The 16,974-nt window shown below is 62.1% G+C and carries 16 protein-coding genes; 7 read left to right on the top strand and 9 right to left on the bottom strand.

Annotated elements, in window-relative coordinates; translation table 11 throughout:
- Window positions 1–47 precede the first annotated feature (47 nt).
- On the bottom strand, window positions 48–1,076 hold the full coding sequence (gene rsmC / locus I6L36_RS10020; RefSeq protein ID WP_109111767.1) for a 16S rRNA (guanine(1207)-N(2))-methyltransferase RsmC: 1,029 nt from the start codon (window positions 1,074–1,076) through the stop codon (window positions 48–50).
- Window positions 1,077–1,354: 278 nt separating this feature from the next.
- Between rsmC and dapA the strand changes: the two genes are divergently transcribed.
- From dapA to I6L36_RS10005, 3 genes are all read left to right on the top strand, one after another.
- The gene (gene dapA / locus I6L36_RS10015) at window positions 1,355–2,227 is read left to right on the top strand and encodes a 4-hydroxy-tetrahydrodipicolinate synthase (RefSeq protein ID WP_103243756.1); all 873 of its coding nucleotides are present in this window, start codon (window positions 1,355–1,357) and stop codon (window positions 2,225–2,227) included.
- A 95-nt stretch (window positions 2,228–2,322) separates the two neighbouring features.
- On the top strand, window positions 2,323–3,969 hold the full coding sequence (locus I6L36_RS10010; protein ID WP_109111769.1) for a diguanylate cyclase: 1,647 nt from the start codon (window positions 2,323–2,325) through the stop codon (window positions 3,967–3,969).
- 136 nt (window positions 3,970–4,105) lie between these two features.
- The gene (locus I6L36_RS10005; protein ID WP_043152842.1) at window positions 4,106–4,696 is read left to right on the top strand and encodes an HAD family phosphatase; all 591 of its coding nucleotides are present in this window, start codon (window positions 4,106–4,108) and stop codon (window positions 4,694–4,696) included.
- Between the two features lie 136 nt (window positions 4,697–4,832).
- Here the strand turns inward: I6L36_RS10005 and hfq are convergent, their stop codons facing one another.
- Window positions 4,833–5,192: an RNA chaperone Hfq gene (gene hfq / locus I6L36_RS10000; RefSeq protein WP_039040603.1), complete on the bottom strand. Its 360-nt coding sequence runs from the start codon at window positions 5,190–5,192 to the stop codon at window positions 4,833–4,835.
- Between the two features lie 176 nt (window positions 5,193–5,368).
- Between hfq and I6L36_RS09995 the strand changes: the two genes are divergently transcribed.
- From I6L36_RS09995 to I6L36_RS09985, 3 genes are read left to right on the top strand one after another with little or no spacing between them, the layout of a single operon-like run.
- The gene (locus I6L36_RS09995; RefSeq protein ID WP_043152840.1) at window positions 5,369–6,640 is read left to right on the top strand and encodes a paraquat-inducible protein A; all 1,272 of its coding nucleotides are present in this window, start codon (window positions 5,369–5,371) and stop codon (window positions 6,638–6,640) included.
- Window positions 6,633–8,279, top strand: a complete 1,647-nt coding sequence (pqiB, locus tag I6L36_RS09990) for an intermembrane transport protein PqiB (protein WP_069651939.1) — start codon at window positions 6,633–6,635, stop codon at window positions 8,277–8,279. Before I6L36_RS09995 ends, pqiB begins: the two co-directional genes overlap by 8 nt.
- The gene (locus tag I6L36_RS09985; protein WP_043152838.1) at window positions 8,279–8,848 is read left to right on the top strand and encodes a membrane integrity-associated transporter subunit PqiC; all 570 of its coding nucleotides are present in this window, start codon (window positions 8,279–8,281) and stop codon (window positions 8,846–8,848) included. The genes pqiB and I6L36_RS09985 overlap by 1 nt, the downstream gene beginning before the upstream one ends.
- A gap of 55 nt (window positions 8,849–8,903) precedes the next feature.
- Here the strand turns inward: I6L36_RS09985 and ompA are convergent, their stop codons facing one another.
- Together ompA and I6L36_RS09975 are read right to left on the bottom strand one after the other, a co-directional pair.
- Window positions 8,904–9,935, bottom strand: a complete 1,032-nt coding sequence (ompA, locus tag I6L36_RS09980; protein ID WP_109111770.1) for a porin OmpA — start codon at window positions 9,933–9,935, stop codon at window positions 8,904–8,906.
- Between the two features lie 279 nt (window positions 9,936–10,214).
- Window positions 10,215–11,222: an SGNH/GDSL hydrolase family protein gene (locus tag I6L36_RS09975; protein ID WP_109111774.1), complete on the bottom strand. Its 1,008-nt coding sequence runs from the start codon at window positions 11,220–11,222 to the stop codon at window positions 10,215–10,217.
- Between the two features lie 234 nt (window positions 11,223–11,456).
- Between I6L36_RS09975 and I6L36_RS09970 the strand changes: the two genes are divergently transcribed.
- Window positions 11,457–11,837, top strand: coding sequence for a YgiW/YdeI family stress tolerance OB fold protein (locus I6L36_RS09970; RefSeq protein WP_039040598.1), 381 nt, complete (start codon window positions 11,457–11,459; stop codon window positions 11,835–11,837).
- 57 nt (window positions 11,838–11,894) lie between these two features.
- Here the strand turns inward: I6L36_RS09970 and mltC are convergent, their stop codons facing one another.
- The 5 genes from mltC to I6L36_RS09945 form a co-directional block, all read right to left on the bottom strand.
- On the bottom strand, window positions 11,895–12,998 hold the full coding sequence (mltC, locus tag I6L36_RS09965; protein WP_010675743.1) for a membrane-bound lytic murein transglycosylase MltC: 1,104 nt from the start codon (window positions 12,996–12,998) through the stop codon (window positions 11,895–11,897).
- Window positions 12,999–13,117: 119 nt separating this feature from the next.
- Window positions 13,118–13,390, bottom strand: a complete 273-nt coding sequence (locus I6L36_RS09960; RefSeq protein WP_010675742.1) for an oxidative damage protection protein — start codon at window positions 13,388–13,390, stop codon at window positions 13,118–13,120.
- Window positions 13,387–14,472, bottom strand: coding sequence for an A/G-specific adenine glycosylase (gene mutY / locus I6L36_RS09955; protein ID WP_109111771.1), 1,086 nt, complete (start codon window positions 14,470–14,472; stop codon window positions 13,387–13,389). Before mutY ends, I6L36_RS09960 begins: the two co-directional genes overlap by 4 nt.
- A gap of 167 nt (window positions 14,473–14,639) precedes the next feature.
- The gene (exeB, locus tag I6L36_RS09950) at window positions 14,640–15,323 is read right to left on the bottom strand and encodes a GspB family T2SS assembly factor variant ExeB (RefSeq protein ID WP_010675740.1); all 684 of its coding nucleotides are present in this window, start codon (window positions 15,321–15,323) and stop codon (window positions 14,640–14,642) included.
- Window positions 15,323–16,966, bottom strand: a complete 1,644-nt coding sequence (locus I6L36_RS09945; RefSeq protein ID WP_162540490.1) for an ExeA family protein — start codon at window positions 16,964–16,966, stop codon at window positions 15,323–15,325. The genes exeB and I6L36_RS09945 overlap by 1 nt, the downstream gene beginning before the upstream one ends.
- Window positions 16,967–16,974: the final 8 nt, after the last annotated feature.

Here is a 16,974-nt window from a genome sequence, read left to right as displayed (position 1 = left end):
TCCCGTCTGGCACTCTCTACTTGTTTTATTACAACCGTTGCACTTCTTTAAGCTTTGCTCAGATACACCTTGAATTTGGTATCGCCCGCGATCACCTCGGTCTGTTTGAAGTGCGCATCCAGTATAGGCTGGTATCGCAGGAAGGCATTGGCGACTATGGTCAGGGCGCCATTTGCGGTCAGGTACTCAGGAGCCTTTGCCAGGAAGGTTTCGGTGGCGGCGTAGAAGGTCTTGAGCCCGGCATGGAAGGGGGGATTCGAGACAATCTGTTGGAATGTTTCGGCAATGTCGGAATAGACATCGGAGGCATGAACACGCCCGCTCAGACCGTTGACCGCCAGGGTTCGGCGGCTGGACTCCAGTGCCAGGGCATTGATATCCACCATGGTGACGGCCAGGGCCGGGTTGCGCTTGGCCAGCACGGAACCGATGACGCCGGCGCCGCAGCCAAAGTCGAGCAGCTTGCCCGTCACGGGGGGGAGGCTCGCCAGCAGCATCTGGGTGCCGAGATCCAGGCCGTCTGCACTGAAGACCCCGGGCAGGGCCATGACGGTCAGGGTGGTGTCGCCTGCCTGGCACTCATAGCGACTGAACCAGGCGTCCAGCTCGAAGGGGACGACCGGTTTGTCGAGCATGCCGTGGTAGAGAGAGCAGCGGCGCGCAGAGTCGCGTTTGATCGGTTTCTCGCCATAAGGTGCCAGCAGCTTGTCTGCCCCGTTGATGCCGCCCCGGTTCTCGCCGGCGAGGAACAGGTCGGCCCCGCTTTCGAGCAGCGGCGTCATCATGGCCAGCAGGTATTGCGCCTCGGCCTTGGCCTTGGGCATCAGCAGCAGCAGGGCATCGAAGCGGGGGGCGCCACCCAGCTGGTGATCGAACAGGATGGCGTCTCCCAGAACGGCCTGCTGGCTGCGGTAATAGCAGTAATCCGTGGTGAAGACGGTCAGGCTTTGTGCCAGCTCGGCCAGTTGACGAGGATAATCATCCTCCAGGGCACCGCACACCAACAGCCGCTTGCCGACAAAGAGGGCTTGGTTACGTTCCAGCATCTGGCTGACGGCACTGACAGGACGGCTCATTGGGTCTCTCCACGCATTTTTGGGCGGCCATTATACATGGCCGCTTTCGCCTTGACATTTATGCCGTGTTCCCGAAATATGCCCAGACGCCTTATTTACCCAGAGATGATGCAATGCGGTCATGCGTATCGAAACGAAAGCATAAACACAGCCTGACAATCGGGCCTGCTGGCGTGCGCGCGTAACCTCTCATCCCTGAGACGATTCAAGCCCCGGTAGCGACTCCCGTACCGGGGCTTTTTATTGACCAATCCATCTGTTTAGGAGAAGGAAATCCCATGTTTCAAGGTTCGATAGTTGCCCTGATCACCCCATTTCGACAGGGCCAGCTGGACGAGGCCGCACTGGCTCGCCTGGTAGAGTGGCACATAGAGCAGGGAACCCATGGCATAGTGCCGGTCGGCACGACCGGGGAGAGCCCGACCCTGACCCACGATGAGCATTGCCGCGTGGTGGAGCTGGTGGTCAAGCTGGTGGCCGGGCGCATTCCCGTGATCGCAGGTGCAGGCTCCAACAACCCGGTTGAAGCCATTGAATACACCCGCTATGCCGAGCAGATGGGAGCGGATGCCACCCTGCATGTGGCCGGTTACTACAACCGCCCCAATCAGGAAGGGCTCTACCACCACTTCAAGGCGGTGCACGACGCCACCACCAAACCCATCATCGTCTACAACATTCCGCCCCGCGCCATCGTTGACGTGCAGCCGGCGACCCTGGCCCGTCTGGCCGAGTTGCCGCGCATTGCCGGCGTGAAGGATGCCACCGGTGATCTGGCCCGCCCCTGGGTTGAACGCCAGCTCATCAAGAAGCCGTTTGCCTGGCTCTCCGGTGAAGACGCCACCGCCGTGGCCTACAACATCGGTGGTGGCCAGGGTTGCATCTCGGTGACGGCCAACGTGGCCCCCAAGCTGGTGGCCGAGGTGCAGAACCTGGCGCTGGCCGGTGAGTGGCAAGCTGCCCGCGAATTGCAGGACAAGCTCATTCCGCTGCACCAGGCCATGTTCGCCGAGCCGAGCCCCGCAGGGGCCAAGTATGCGGTCTCCCTGCTGGGTCTGTGCAGCGAAGAGTGCCGTCTGCCGGTGATGCCGCTTTCCGAGGCCACCCGCGAGCGCATCCGCAGTGCCATGCAGACATTGAATCTGTTGTAAAAACTGGGCTCTGGATCTCGCTTTTGATTGCCCGGTCAATTAATGGCCGGGCTTTGCCGATATACTCGCTTGGATACAACCAAGGATGATTTGGCATGGAAGAATGGGATCCGGAGCACTTCACCAGTTTTGAACATCTCTGTGAAGTGACCTTGTCTGCGGTCAGGGAAAAAACAGAGGCTGAACAGATCTATCTGTGGCTGCGTGCTCCGACGCCCCAGCTCTATCACTATCGCCCGGAACAGGGTCTGCTCTGCCTGAGCGCTGACATCCTCTCTTCCCTCGAGTTGCCCATCCTCTTCATCGAACGTTCCCTTGCGCTCGGCCAGTTGCTGGTGGAGTCCATCGCGCCGACCCGTGCCATCTGGGAGCGGGAGAGCGTCGAACCCGAGATCCCGCGCCTGCGCGCCAGCTTCCCCCTCAAGCGTCACAAGGGGCTGGAGGCCGTGGTCTATCTGGAAACCCGCCGTCGTCTCGATCGCCTGCCAAGACGCCAGCAGCAGAGCATCCAGCTGCTCATGCATTATCTCGCCGCCGAGCTCGAGAGTCGGCGACTCGCGGGACAGGTGGATCTGGAGCGGGATCAGCGGCTCCACACCCAGGCAGACCTCGTGCGCAGCCAGGCCCTGCAGGACTCTTTCCTCAGCATGCTGCAGGCGCTGCATCAGGTGGGGGTCAAGCTCTCCCGCTGCGAGAGCGAGGATCGTCTGCTGCACGACGCGGTGGCACTGGCCCGCCAGGAGTTGCAGTTCGATCGCATCGCCATCTTCCTGACAGACAGTGAATTCAAGACCATGCACGGTACCTGGGGGACCAACGAGGCGGGTGAGCTTATCGACGAGCGCCATTTCATCAGCCCCATTCCGGATCACCCCACGGTGCAGGAGGCGCTGCGTCGCAAGGACTATGTCCTGGTGCTGGAGGACACGCCTCTCTATTACGAGAAGCAGGAGGTGGGTCGCGGCTGGAACGCCATGGTGTCGCTCTGGGACGGGAGTACCCCCATCGGCTGGATCGCCGCCGACAACCTGCTCTGGCGGCGCCCCCTCAAGGCGTATCAGAGCGAGATCTTCAAGCAGTATGCCGCCGTGCTCTCCCAGTTGCTGATCCGACAGCGCACCCAGGAGAAGCTTGAGCGCTTCAATCGGGAGCTGGAGCTGAGGGTGCAGGAGCGCACCCGGCAACTGGCCGATACCAACCGGGCGCTGGAGGAGGCTAACCGGCACCTCTCCTTGCTGTCTCTGGAAGATCCCCTGACTGGCATCGCCAACCGCCGCCAATGGGACATCACCATGGAACGGGAGTGGGAGCGGGCTCGCCGCCATCAGGGGGTGCTGGCGGTGCTGATGATCGATGTGGACGAGTTCAAGTCCTACAACGATCACTTCGGCCACGGCAAGGGGGATCAGTGCCTGCAGCGGGTGGCGGCACTGCTGCAGGACACCGAGCGGCGGCGCACCAACCTGGTGGCCCGCTATGGGGGGGAGGAGTTTGTCATCCTGCTGTGTTCACCGCAGCCGGGAGAGGCGGAGCGGCTGGCGGAGCAGATCCACCACGGCCTTGACGCCTTGCAGATTCCCCATCCGGCCTCCCGGGTGGCGGCGACACTCACCGTCAGCATCGGGTTCAGCTATTTGGTTCCGTCATCGGACAAGGAGTGGCAAACCCTGACCGAGCAGGCGGATCAGGCACTCTATCACGCCAAATCACAAGGGCGTGCCTGTACCCTGGCCTATCGCTGACACCTGCGTGGGGGCTGCTTCCTGGCATCGCCCTGTATAAATAAGGTGGCAAGCGTTTCTCGCCATCTGGCGCATGGCGATGCGCCCGCGCTCTGGCTAGAATGGGGGCCCATTTTTCACAGACAGATCCTGCACCATGACCCTATCCGGATTTCAAGGCCTGGTTTTCGACCTCGACGGCACTCTGGTGGACTCCATGCCCTTGCACCTGGCCGCCTGGGAGCACACCGCCCGCGAGTTTGGCTTTCGGTTCGACGCCGACTGGTTTTATGAGCTGGGAGGCATGCCCAGCCGCAAGATAGCCCTGCTGGTGGCCGAAGTGCAGCAGATCGCGCTGGATCCCCTGGTGGTGACACGCTGCAAGACCGAACACTATGTCGCCAACCTGCACAAGGCCACCCCCTTCCCGGCCATGCTGGATCTGGTGGAACGCTATCACGGCCGGATCCCCATGGGCATAGGGACAGGCTCTCCCCGTATCAATGCCGAAGCGGTGCTGCGCAACACAGGGCTGGATCGGTATTTCCCCGTGGTGGTCACCGCCGACGACGTGGAGCTGCACAAACCCCATCCAGACACCTTCCTGCTGGTGGCGCGACGCCTGGGGGTCGAGCCCGGTCAATGTCTGGTGTTCGAGGACACGGGCATAGGCGCACAGGCCGGTGAAGCGGCCGGCATGCAGGTCTGCATGGTCAGAGAGGGAAAACCGGTCGGGTTGACCTGCTGAGTGACGAAGACGAGCGGGTCAACAACCTGCTCGGGAGAGAAGCCCCACTCTCATACGGGACAGGCGAAACATGAGAGTGGGGAGCAGATGTCACTGGCTGACGCAGCGACACCGTCAGGATGGGCGGGGGCGAGATTTACTGCTCGCTGCCGCCACCCTGGTTGTCGTCATAACGGCTGGGTGCGCCATGGGGGCGCGGCGCCATGGAAACCCGTGGCTTGCGGGCCCGCTGGATGCTGACGGCAGGACGGCCGGAGTGCATGGCAATGGTGGAAATCTTGGCCTTGTAGACCAATTGCTGATTGCCATGGGCATCGGTCAACAGCACGCTGTACTGGTCAAAACCGCTGATGGTCCCCTCCAGCTTGATGCCGCTCACCAGGAAGATGGCGACCTGGCTACGGTTTTTGCGCAACCAGTTGAGGGCAGAATCTTGCCCGTTCCCGAGGGAGAAGGCCTGCTCGATAGTGGAGTAGCTTGGGGATTCAGTTGTCATAAATTATTGTCCCGCGGAAAAAAAGTGGCGTTTGATTGTGCTAAATGGTCACTGCCTTGTCAAAGTCATTCTCACACCCGGGCAGGATGGACAACGACAGGGCTGGTCGGCAGGGGCCGCTGCTGCAATAATTGGCGGCTCTGGCCCCGTGGCGGGCCTCATGCTGGGGTCTTATCTTGCATCCGGTTTCACACCAACATCCACCCACCTATACCCATGACGCGACCGCCTGCGAAGAGTGTGACCTGCTGGTGCCGGCCACCGAGCTGGCCGTGGGGGAGACAAGCAGTTGTCCGCGCTGCGGCCATACCCTGACTCGTCATCTGCCGGAGCAGGAGCGCAGGCCCATCGCCTATGGCTTTGCGGCCATCATCATGTTCGTGCTCTCCAACGCCTTTACCTTCATGTCGTTCTCGGCCAAGGGGGTGGGGCAGGAGATGACCTTCCTGCAGTGCATCACCACCCTGGTGGATCAAGGCTACCTGTTCCTCGGGGCCGTGCTGAGCATTACCCTGATCGGGTTGCCGCTGGTCTATATCGGCTCCATCATGCTGGTGCTGTGGCGCCTGGACAAGGATCTGCACAGCAAGGCCCTCCGCTCCCTTGGCCGCCTGCTGTGCCGGATCAAGCCCTGGCTGATGGTGGACGTCTTCCTCATCGGGGTGCTCATCTCTCTGGTCAAGCTGATGGGGATGGCCGACATCAAGATGGGGCTGTCGTTCTGGGCGTTCGTTGGCTACACCCTGCTGCTCATCAAGATGATCTCCTCCCTGGATCGGATGTGGCTGTGGCAGCGGCTGTTCGGCCCGACGGCGGCGAGGGAGCTGGATCCCGAGGAGAGCGCCCTGTCGTGCGGTCTGGTGGGCTGTCACATCTGCGGCGCCCTGAACGAGCAGGATGCCCATAGTTGCGTTCGCTGCGGGGATCACCTGCACAGCCGCAAGCCGGGTGGTCTGAACCGTACCTGGGCCCTGCTGATCACCTCGGTGATCCTCTATGTCCCAGCCAACCTGTATCCCATCATGGACACCGTGTTCCTGGGGGATGACAGCCCCTCGACCATCATGGGCGGGGTGGTGCTGCTGTGGGCCATGGGCTCCTACCCCATTGCCGCCGTCATCTTCTTCGCGAGCGTGGTGGTACCGCTGGTGAAGATCCTGGCGCTGCTGTGGCTCTGCTACGTGGTGCAGCGCGGCCAGGGGACATCTCCCCTCGGCAAGCTCAAACTCTATCGCATGACCGAATTTGTGGGGCGCTGGTCGATGATCGACGTCTTCGTGGTGGCCATCCTGGCCGGTCTCATCCGGCTCGACAATCTGATGACCATCTACCCTGGCCCTGCGGCCGTAGCCTTTGCCGGGGTCGTACTGGTCACCATGGTGGCTGCCATGAGTTTCGATTCCCGCCTGATCTGGGATTTACAACAAGGAGAACGCGAACGTGAGTGAGCGTAAGACAAGGTGGAAACCGGGCTCTGATTTTATGAGTTCGGCTGCCGCTATCTGGATGGTGCCTTTGCTGGCGCTCTTCATCGGCGCCTGGATGCTGTTCCAGCACTGGTATTCACAAGGGCCGAGCTTCACCCTGACGGTGGCGACCGCCGAGGGCATAGTGGCGGGCAAGACGGTGATCCGTTCTCGTGAAGTGGAGGTGGGCCGTATCGAGACGGTGGAGCTTAGCGAGGATTACAGCCATGCCGTGCTCAAGGCTCGCCTGACCAATGCCGCCGCCGGCATGCTCAAGAAAGACAGCCAGTTCTGGGTGGTCAAGCCCAGGGTCGGGCGTGAGGGCGTTTCCGGTCTTGGCACCTTGCTCTCCGGTGCCTATATCGAGCTTTCTCCCGGCAAGAAGGGCAGGGCGCGAAGCGAATACGCCATGCTGGACAGGCCACCCCTGGCATCCCTGGATGCCAAGGGATTGCGGCTCTCCCTGTCCAGTCGGGATGCCAACGCGCTGGGTGCGGGCTCCCCCATCAGCTATCAGGGATTCACCATCGGCCAGGTCGAAGAGGCCAAGTTCCTGCCCGAGAAGAGCGAGATGCAGTACCAGCTCTTCATCAACGCGCCTTATGACGTCCTGGTGAGCAGCAACTCCCGGTTCTGGTTGACGCCCGGCTTCGAGGTCTCCATGAGCAGCGAGGGGATGAAGGTGAAGATGGACTCGCTGGAGAGCCTGATCAACGGCGGCATCACCATGGGGCTGCCTCCCGGCTGGTTGCCGGGGGAACCGGTGAAACAGAACGACGAGTTCGTGCTGTTCAAGGACGAGGAGAGCGTGCTGGCCGGTAGCCTGGATCAGTTCATCGACTATGTCTTCCTGTTCGACAATGATGTGGGCGGGCTGCATCCCGGCGCGGCGGTACAATATCGCGGCATCCGGGTCGGTACCGTCATCTCGGCTCCCTATCTCATCGACGACAAGGGCGTCCAGCTGTTCAAGAGCCGGCAGATCCCGGTGCTGGCGCGCATCGAGGTGCAGCGTCTCTCCCACCGTTATGCCAATGCGGAGAAGGAGCAGTGGCGGGCCCTGTTCAACAAGCAGTTCAAGGAAGGGCTGAGGGCCAGCCTCAAGACCGCCAGCCTGCTGACGGGGGGCAAGGTGATCGATCTGAACTTCTATCCGGATGCGCCAGTCTATCAGCCGCTCAAGATGGCGGGCTATCAGGTCTTCCCGACCGCCCAGGCCGGGCTGGATCAGATCGAGCGCAAGGTGAACCTCATCCTCGACAAGTTTGTCGACATGGACATGGCCACCACCCTCACTCAGGTCAACAGCACCCTGATGACGCTGGACAAGACGCTCAAGCATGTCAGTGCCGTGAGTGCGAATTTGGAGCAGTTTACTGGTCAGCAGTCGACCCAGCAGTTGCCGGCCTCCCTCAACCAGAGCCTCAAGCAGTTGCAGGAGACATTGCAGACCTATGATGCCGGTTCCCAGACCAATCAGGAACTGCGCCAGTCGGTGCAATCCCTCAACCAGCTGATGAGCGAGTTGCAACCTCTGGTCCATTCACTGAACGAGCAGCCGAGTTCACTGATCTTTGACCGCGCGCGTCCGCGGGATCCCGAGCCCAAGCGAGGAAAATGATGAAAAAACGGATGATGACGCTGGCCTTGCTGGGCCTGCTGGCGGGATGTGGCAGTGCGCCGACGACGCTGCATTACTATTCGCTGGATGCCGACACGGCGCCGTCGAGTGTCACCACGGCGCAGCCGCAGCACCAGTTGGTGCTGCGCCCCGTCGCCCTGTCCGGTCAGCTTGACCGGATGAGCCTGGTCTATCAGCTGGAGGGCAAGGAGCTGCACTTTGCCGAGTACCATCGCTGGGCAGGTTCCCTCGATGCCCAGTTGAACCAGTTGACCCTCAATGGCCTCTCCAGTCGCTTGCCTGGCTGGGTGGTGCGTCAGGACGGGGCCCGCAAGGGGCCTGTCCTGAGCATCTCGGTCGAGCGTTTCCAGGGGCGGCACGACGGCCGCGCCCTGCTTAGCGGTCGCTGGCGCCTGCTGACGGAGGAGGGGGTCGTGTTGAGAGATGTTCCCTTCCAGCAGGAGCGGGTGCTGCCTGCCGATGGGTATGGCGCCCTGGTGAACGAGCTGGGGCAGGGCTGGCAACTGTTGCTCGATCAGATTGCGGCGGATGTGCGCACGCGCAGCTGAGGAAGCATAAAAAAAGACGGGAGGCCATGGCCTCCCGTTTTGTTTGGGGTCGTCGTTATTGCTGTACTTCCGAGACGCCCTGTACCTTGACCTCTACCCGGCGATCCGGGGCCAGGCAGACGATCAGCTCGCGCTTGGATTTGCTGGTGCAGCTGTCGCCGGTGACGGGAGACTGCTTGCCACGCCCTTCCACATTGACCTTGCCGGCAGGCAGGCCCTTGCCAATCAGGTAATCGGCCACGGTCCGGGCACGCTGCTCGGACAACTTCTGGTTGTAGGCCTCGGAACCGATGCGGTCGGTATAGCCGATGACGGTGGCTGACCCGTCTTTGGGCCTGGCCTCTTCAATCTGGCTGTAGAGGGTATCCAGCGCCTGCCCGGCCTGGGGCTTGAGGGTGGCCTTGTTGAAGTCGAACAGTACGTCCGAGCTCAGGGTGAACTGTTTGTCGACCACCACCGGCTCGGGCGCCGGGGCGGGAGCTGCGACCGGCAGAGCCGGTGCAACCTGACCGAAGCGGTAGACGGCGGCCAGGGAGAGCAGGCCGTTGTCCATGCGCAGGCCGGTATCGTCACGGCTGCCATACGGGGTGCTGTACTGGTATTCGAGGCGGGCTGCCCAATCCAGGCTCAGGGCATACTCCGCTCCGAGCGCGCCGACGAAGGTGAAGCGGCTGTCGTTTTCCAGCTGATCGCTGTCGGTCCAGCCATAGCCGCCCCCGACACGGCCGTAAAGGTCCAGATTGTCCGCAACCGGGAAGCCCAGTTTCAGCGTGAGCTGGGCCAGCTGGGCTTGCACGGAGTCATTGAAGGCCGCGCCATTGCGGGTGCCGCTGTACTTGAGCTTGCCAAGGTAGTCATAACCGAGTTCGACACCCAGATTCTGGTTGATCTGGTAACCGGCGAACGCACCGGCGCCGACTTCATCGTCGTCTTTGTCGGTGATGGCGATGGCGTTGCTTTCATCGACACCGTAGAAGTTGGACCAACCCAGTTTGGCACCGCCATACCAGGTGTTGTCTTGTCCGGCTGCCTGGGCGTTGGCCGCAAGCAAGCCTGAAACCAGCAAGGTAATCAGTGTTTTGTTCATAGATGCCTCTGCAATCTTGTGTGTGGGGAGCGCGAATTCATGTCGCCTCGCCTCGTGGGTTGGGCCTGTGTTCGACCACAACACGTTTAAACGTAGCTCGCTTTTCTCGATCTACAAGCAACTGATATAAAACATATTGTGATATCCATCTGCATCATAGTGGAGACAGAAGACCGCCGGGGAACCGTGACTCGAATCTGTGATGGGTGTCATATGGGGTTGCTTGCCCTTGTCGGCAAGAGGGCCGGCGAAGCGCCGGCCCTGGCAGGATGGCCTCCGTTATCGAGGGAGGAATTCGTACTCCTGTTCGATGAAGGCGGCAGCCCGCTCGCTCAGGGCGGCGTGTACCACTGTGGTGGGGTGGACCTGGTCCCAGAACATCTTGCCTTCACAGTTCAGCTCGCCCGCACTGCGGCGCGCCATGGGCGTTGCGACGGCCTGAGCCAGCAGGGGGTTGCCGGCGATGGCAAGGCGCTCCTCGGGATTGAAGGGGGCCAGCCGACTGTCGGTGGCGGCGCTGCGGGAGGCAAACGGCTTCCACACATAGCCGCCGCCATAGCAGGCGTGCTCGGTGTCGCTCAGGCCGAAGTTCTGCGGCTCGCGCAGCATCTCGGCGAACTGCTTGTCGATCTCGAACAATTTCACCATGCCGGTGGGGGCCAGCTGGCGTGCCAGGTTCAGCAGGAGCTGGTTGTGGTAGGCGGAGACATGGCTGGCTGCCTCGACCACTTTCTGGCTGCGGGCCGAGGGGTTCTGGCCCAGATCAGGCAGGTTGAACAGCAAGATCTGCTTGGCGCCATTCAATACCATGCGGTTGGCCGCATCGCTGATGGCATCGCGCACCCGCTTGGCATCCTGCTCGGTGTTCCAGCCATAGGCCAGGTAATCGTTGGCACCGACCCAGAGGATCACCAGATCGTCGGGCTTGAAGCTGTCCTTTTGCAGGAACTGGGTCACCTCGTAATCCAGGTTGTTGATGACCTGATACTTGGGATTCCAGGAGATCTTGTTGTAGGCCACGGCAGTGGCGCCCCCTTCCGCCTCGTTGGCGATGGCGAGGCCCGGGAAGTGCTGGTTGAGCTGCTCCAGCCAGACCGGTCCGTTGGAGAAGCGGCCCTGATGGTAGGGCGGGCTGGAGGGGAGGTAACCACGCATCTTGTCGTACATCTTGCCGGTATCGGAGAGGCTGTCGCCGAACATCACGATGCGGGAGAAGGGGGGACGCGTCTCGGCGGCATGGACCGTGAGGGCGAAGAGTCCCAATAAACACAAAAGCCATTTGTTCATGTAGCTGTTCTCATGGATGGGGCAGGGCGGGCCTGCGGGCTGTTCCTCGATGGCGGCGGGCTGGGAACCCGCATGGCCAGGTGAAAAGGTATCCACTCGAATACATTTTTGCAGCATGCCGTGGCCATTTAATCGCTTGCGATCACATCACTCCTCCCTGAATGGGGAGGCTTCACGTTTGTTTCACGCGCCCCCGGGCAAGATGCCCTCATACCGCAAAGACAGGAGCATGAAATGAACAACGCAAAAGCAATCGCCCTGGTGGCCCTGATGTCCGTCTCTTCCTTCGCCATGGCGGCCTACACCGGCCCCAAGGAGCAGAACAAGGTATCGGTCGCCCAGTTGAAAGACGTGGCCGATGATCAGTGGGTGACCCTGGAAGGCAAACTGGTCAAACACCTGGGTGGCGAAAACTACCTGTTCCGTGACGACAGCGGCGAGGTGGAAGTGGAGGTGGACGGTGACGTGTGGCGCGGTACCGAGGTGGGCCCTGACGATCTGATCCGCGTGCGCGGCGAGGTGGACCACAGCTGGAACAAGACCGAAGTCGAGGTGGAACACCTGGAGAAGGTGGGGGCAGCGCCCCTGAGCAAGGGTGGCTTCATCGCCAAGTAAGCTTTCAGGCCACAGTAAATGAGAAGGGCGCTCCAGGAGCGCCCTTCTTGCATGCCATCAGCCAGCCCGGCTTGCGACGGTTCGCTTGAACCCCTTCTCGGCCTGATTGACCTTGTAGAGATAGCGGCGAGCCTCTGCCTTGGGATGCTGTTCGGTCAGTACCTGATAGACGGCCTCGGGGGAGAGGCGGTTGATCATGCCGGGGGCCGCCTTGCGATCGTTGGAGAAGGTGTTGAGCACCCCTCCCGCACCACCGTTGTAGGCGGAGATCACCGCATAGCGGCGGGACTGGGGATCCTGGATATCCGCCAGATAGACGGTCTGCAGCAGGTGCAGGTAGGCGGTTCCCACATCGATGTTGTAGGCCGGATTGAACAGATCTTCCCTGGTCGGCTGGCCATCCTTGCCCTTGACCCTCACATAGACATCCCGCCCAGCGGTAGCCGGGATCACCTGCATCAGGCCATAGGCGTTGGCGTGGCTGACCGCATAGGGGTTGAAGCTGCTCTCGGTCTTGATCACCGCGTAGATGAGACTCTCGGCGACCCCGTACTTGCGGGAGGCATCGCGGATGATGCTGGCGTATTTGTAGCCGCGCCTGTCTTCGTGGTTGGCCACCATGGGAATGTCGATGAAGAAGATGTTGCGGATCCCGAGGGTGCGCTTCTTCATCGCGTTGGCGATCAGATAGTCGGCATAACGCTCTGCACGCCAGCTGGAGCGGATCGCTTGTCCCTGATTGTCCAGCACCTGGCCATAGAGGAAGGGCTCGCCACCTGGCATGATCTCACGGTCGGAATAGAGGTCGACCTCTGCCGGATCGTCCGGGGTCAGCAGGGTTTCGATGATGGCGCGACGCAGGTGGGCACGGGGATCCAGACCCGAGACGGTCTCCACCATGATGTGACCGCTGGAGAAATCGATGTGGGCGCGGCTCTTGTACTGATCCGTGTATTTGACGTAGTCAAACTTGCCCGCGAACAGCGCCTCGCGCCCCCATATCTCGTTCACGTTATGGGAGAGCGCACTGATCATGTGTTCAAAACCGCGCACGTCCTTGCCGTTGACCAGATCATCATCGCCACTCCCGCTGGTCTGGGGTGTGGATGAACAGGCAGAGAGAAACAGCAGGGCGCACAGCAGCCCAAAAAAACGACCCATAAGATCCTCAAACCGGGCGGTGGGGCCGCCCGTCACTGACTGGCCTGAGCCAGGATTGGTGTCATCCTGAGGCATGTCGACGACTCAGGGGGACGCTGGCCCTTTGACTCGATTCCCGCTCACTGGCTGGGAGGGGTGTAGCCGTCGATCTGGACTTCACCCGCGTCGAACAGATAGCTGACCATCTCTTTTTCCAGCAACTGGCGGTGCTCGAGATTCATCATGTTCAGCTTCTTCTCGTTGATCAGCATGACCTGCTTCTTCTGCCACTCGGTCCAGGCTTCCTTGCTGATGTTGTCGAAGATCCGCTTGCCGAGTTCACCGGGGTAGAGTTGGAAATCGAGACCCGGCGCTTCTTTCTTCAGGCGCAGGCAAAATACGGTACGGCTCATGTTGACCTCTGTGGTTGCAAGTCTGGTTGTAAGTCCGGGTAGGCGAGCAGACGGGCCGTGGCCGCCGCCAATCCCACCTCGGCAGGATGGCGTAAGTTATACCAGAGTCGGGTATCCGCTTCCATGAGCAGGGGGGCGGGCGGAATAGCCATTTCGATCAGCAAAGGGCGGATATCGAGGTGGAAGTGGCTGAAAGTGTGACGAAATCCAGCGAGCTCCTGATAGGCGGCATCCTCCAGCCCCAACTCCCGCAGTCGTCCGGTCACCTCGGTGAGGGATTCCACCTGCGGGAAGCAGTAGAGCCCGCCCCAGATCCCTTGCGGCGGACGCTTCTCCAGCAGCAGCTGATCGCCGTGGCGGATGATCAGCATAATGCCGTTGCGTGCCGGAATGCTCTTCTTCGGCTTGCTGTGAGGGTAGGAGGTGGGGTTGCCCTGCGACAGCCCCTGGCAATCGGCCTGCACCGGGCAGCGCTCGCAGGCGGGCTTGCTGCGGGTGCAGACGGTGGCCCCCATGTCCATCATGGCCTGGTTGTACTGGGCCACCCCGACGCGCGGGGTGAGGCGGGTCGCCAGCTCCCAGAGATCGTGCTCGACCTGCTTCTGGCCCGGCCAGCCCGCCAGCGCCAGCCAGCGGGTAAGTACCCGCTTCACGTTGCCATCCAGGATGGCGTGGGGCTGGCCCAGAGAGAGGGAGAGCACGGCCCCGGCGGTGGAGCGACCGATGCCGGGCAGGGCCATCACCTCTTCCAGTTGTTCCGGAAAGAGGCCGCCGTGCAGATCGCGGATCTGCTGGGCAGCCTTGTGCAGGTTGCGCGCGCGCGCGTAGTAGCCAAGCCCGGTCCAGTGATGCAGCACCTCGTCGATGGGGGCGTTGGCCAGGGCCAGCACGTCGGGGAAGCGGGCCATGAACCGCTCGTAATAGGGGATGACAGTGGCAACCTGGGTCTGTTGCAGCATGATCTCGGAGACCCAGACCCGGTAGGGGGTCTTGTCCTGCTGCCAGGGCAGGGTCTTGCGGCCGTGGATCTGGTACCAGTCCAGAATGCGGGTGGCGAAGGTGGTGTTGTCTGAGTGGCTCACAGTGTGCTCATGTTCTGATGATAAGTCCGCCCGCCATCAGGAGGGCGATCCCCGACCCGGCGCATGGCAAAGGTCGAGTGTAGGTTATTGATTAAAAAGGGGAGCTCTCGGGCTCCCTCAGAATGGGCGGTGACCCTCCCGGGGGAGGGCCACCGGATGCCGGCAGATCAGCCGCGCCAGTCTTGCAGCGCCTTGAGGCTGGCATACTGGCCGCCGACCTGCAGGACGATGTAGTCTTGGGCGATGGCTGCCAGGATGACGCCGGGGGCGATCTCATTGCCCTCGCGCCACTCCCGTCCATTGAGCACGACGGCCCGCTTGGCAGGGTCGGAGGAGTAGTTGTGGGCACCATAGGTCAGGGACGGTACCTGCTGTTTCAGGGCCGGGGCCAGGGCGCCGAGGGGGATGGCACTGGTCTGGACCTGAGCCTGGGGCGCACTCTCTTCCACCAGCGGCGTGTTGTTGAGGGCGGCCATCAGCCGTTCTGCCAGACTCTGTCCCCCCTGGTTTGCGGTAGTCGCAGCCGGGGTTGCGGCAGGTCTTGGAGCGACCACGGGCTCCGGCAAGGGGGGCGGCAGCGGCCGGGTGATCATGGGCCTGGGTTCGACCCGCACGAAGGGGGGAGTCACCACTTCCTTCACTTCGACCTGCTGTTCCACGGGTTTGAGGTGATAGAGGTGCCAGCCATAGTTGGCGGCGGCGCCCATCACCAGGGCCAGGGGCACCAGGGCCCACCAGATCCAGCGGCGGTTGGGCTCCTCTTCCTGGCTCACGGGCAGACCCATGAGCGGCATATGGGGGGTGAACTGGGGCTGGTCGGCCCGGCGCAGGGCCTTGAGCAGGGTGGACATCAGGAGGCCTCCTCGACCATGGGATCCGTCTCATCATCTGCCACGCTGTCGAGATCGACCGGCGTGCTGGCTCGCAGGGATTCATCCTCCAGCCTGGGCATGGGTTCGCCGGAGGCCACATTCAGCCGCAGCAGGGTGTTGCTGCCGGCGATGCCGTCCGGGGTCAGTCCCTGCTCGCGCTGGAACTGTTGCAGCTTGTTCTTGAGGGTGGCATCAAAGCGGCTCACCTTGCGATCGGGTTGCTGCATGGCACGGCTAAGGGCGTTGTCCAGCCACTGCACCTGGGCTGCCCCTGCATTGCTCGCTATCAGGGGCACGTTGCCCCTGGGCATGCGCCAGAGCAGGGTGTAGCTGCCGCCCCAGGCGTCGGAGAGCCACTGCCTGTCCACCTGCCAGCTCTGGTTGCCGATGAGCAGGGAAGCCTTGTCCGCCCCCAGGCTGACCAGGGTGGCGTAATAGAGGCCGCCGGTCTCGTCGGTGAGACTGATGAGGGCCGGGTATTGCAGCGCCTGCAATTGTGCCAGGGAGGCTTCTCCCTCCTGGCAGCGCAGGCCCGCACGGGGGGCATTGTCGCAGGTTGCCTCCTCCAGCTCGGCCTGGTAGCCCCATACCTTGTAGAGATTCTGCATGGCGACGTCCGGCTCCAGCGCCTGATTGATGGCGCGGGTCAGCTGGGCCTGCTGCTCTGGCGTGTCATCCACCTTGACCGGTACCTCGACCTTGACCAGGGGGCGGGCTGGGAAGAATCCAAAGAATTGCCAGCCCCACCAGCCGGTGGCGACCAGCAGGGCGCCCACCAGGGCGACCGTGAGGCCGGATTGCCAGCTCCCCTCGTCGCGAATACCGCTCACCTCATACGCGGACTGGCTGATGTCCCCGTGCACTATCTTGTGGCTGCCACGGGCGAAGGCGGCGATGAGGGCGCGGTCGCAGATGAGGTTGATGAGGCGGGGAATGCCCCCGGAGAGGCGATGCAGGGTCTGGATGGCCCTGGGGGTGAAGATGGGCTGGACGCAGCCTGCCACCTGCAACCGGAAGCGGACATAGGCATCCACATCCTGGCGCGACAGCGGCAGCAGGTGATAGCGGGCGGTGATCCGCTGCGCCAGCTGGCGCAGCAGGGGCTGGCGCAGCATCTGTTGCAGCTCGGGCTGGCCGATGAGCACCACCTGCAGCAGTTTCTTCTCGTCTGTCTCCAGATTGGTGAGCAGTCGCAACTGCTCCAGCACGCCGGGCAGCAGGTGCTGGGCTTCATCCACCAGCACCACGCTGCGCTTGTCTGCCGCCAGATTCGCCAGCAGATGATCCCGGATAAGGTCGAACAATTGCTTGAGGCTGGCCTCTTCGCCGTAGGGCAACTGGAATTCGTCGCAGATGGCGGCCAGCAGATCCCGCTCGGTCAGAGAGGGATTGAGGATGTAGGCGATCTCGGTGTCGGCGGGCAATTGCTGCAGCAGACAGCGGGAGACGGTGGTCTTTCCCGTACCCACTTCCCCGGTCAGCAGCACGAAGCCACCACCGTCCTGCAACCCGTAGTTGAGGTGGGCGAGGGCCTCCCCGTGACGCTCGCTCATATAGAGGTATTTGGGGTTGGGCGAGATGGAGAACGGGGACTCCGACAGACCGAAGAACTGTGTGTACATAAGGATCC

It is taken from the genome of Aeromonas sp. FDAARGOS 1406 (assembly GCF_019048565.1).
GTDB lineage: Bacteria > Pseudomonadota > Gammaproteobacteria > Enterobacterales > Aeromonadaceae > Aeromonas > Aeromonas caviae.
Note: the sequence above shows the minus strand (reverse complement) of the source record. Positions and strands in the feature narration are given on the sequence as shown.